Origin of the sequence: Pseudarthrobacter sp. PvP090, assembly GCF_040547365.1 — a bacterium.
Classification (GTDB): domain Bacteria; phylum Actinomycetota; class Actinomycetes; order Actinomycetales; family Micrococcaceae; genus Arthrobacter.
The window spans coordinates 1-1237 of record NZ_JBEPPO010000031.1 but is presented as its reverse complement, the minus strand read 5'-3'; the positions used below and the strand labels follow the sequence as shown (position 1 = coordinate 1237).

The 1237-nt window shown below is 65.5% G+C and carries 1 protein-coding gene; it reads right to left on the bottom strand.

The annotated features are described in order from the left end of the window. Positions 1-1237: LGFP repeat-containing protein (locus ABIC21_RS19295; RefSeq protein WP_502936029.1), on the bottom strand; the 1237-nt coding region annotated here is incomplete at both ends.

Sequence of the window (1237 nt, the reverse complement as noted above, 5' to 3'; positions counted from 1 at the left end):
CCAGGTGATTTTTCCGCCGGTGAAGGTTTGGGTGCAGGTGGTGTTGGTGGTGGTGCAGTTTTGGGCGCTGGTGGGGTAGCCGAGGGGGCCGTTTTCGAAGCCTTGTTGTCCCCATGCGGTGTGGATCGGGCCGAGGTGCATGGGGGCGGCGCCGGAGAGTGGGGACCACATGATGGAGCCCTTTTCGAAGTTCTGGAAGCATCCGCCGTATTTGAGTCCGCAGGTGATTTTGTTCGTGGGGTATCCGAGGCTGCCGGTTTCGTAGCCGGTCTTGGCCCAGGCGGTGCGGATGGGGGCGGAGGTGAGGGGCTGGGCTCCGGTGGTGGGGGAGTACATGATGGAGCCCTTCTGGAAGTTCTGGAAGCATCCGCCGTTGCGGAGGCCGCAGAACTGGTCGGACGTCGGGTATCCGAGGGATCCGCCTTCGAATCCTGACCCGGCCCAGGTGCTCAGGAACGGGCCGAGGTAGATGGGGCGGGTGCCCGTGGTGGGGGATGACAGGACGCTGGCGCGTTCGAAGTTCTGGAAGCAGCCCTGGTCCTTGAGCCCGCAGGTTTGCCCGGAGGTCGGGTAGCCCAGGCTGCCGCTTTCGAAGCCTGTTCGTTGCCAGACGCGGAGTCTTTCGCCGGACAGGGAAAAGGCTCCCGAGGCGGGGGAGTACATGATGACGCCTTTTTGGAAGTTCTGGAAGCAACCGCCGCTGCGGAGCCCGCATACCCGGGCGCTGACGGGGTAGCCGACTTCCGCGGGGCGCCATGCGGTGTTGGTGGCCGTGGCTCCGGGGATGGCCCAGCCGCCGTTGGCGCTGGACCAGGCGGCGGTGCCGCGCTGGAAGGTCTGGTTGCACTGCTGTGAAATTGAATTGCATTGTTGTTTGCCGGTGGGGTAGCCGAGTGTTCCGGCTTCGTAGCCGCTGCGCTGCCAGACCTGCCGCACCTGGCCCGGGACGATTGTTTGGGCGCCGGAGGCGGGGGACCACATCACGGTGCCGCCCTGGAAGTTCTGGAAGCAGCCGCCGCCCGTGAGGCCGCAGACGGGGTTGGATGTCGGGTAGCCCAGGGGGCCGTTTTCAAATTTTTGCTGCTGCCAGAAGTTCCGGATGGCTCCGAACGTGCTGAGCGCGGCGCCGGAGGCGGGGGACCACATGATCGCGCCGCCCTGGTAGTTCTGGAAGCAGCCGCTGTTCTTCAGCCCGCAGATGACTCCCGAGGTCGGGTAGCCCATCGCGCCGTTTTCG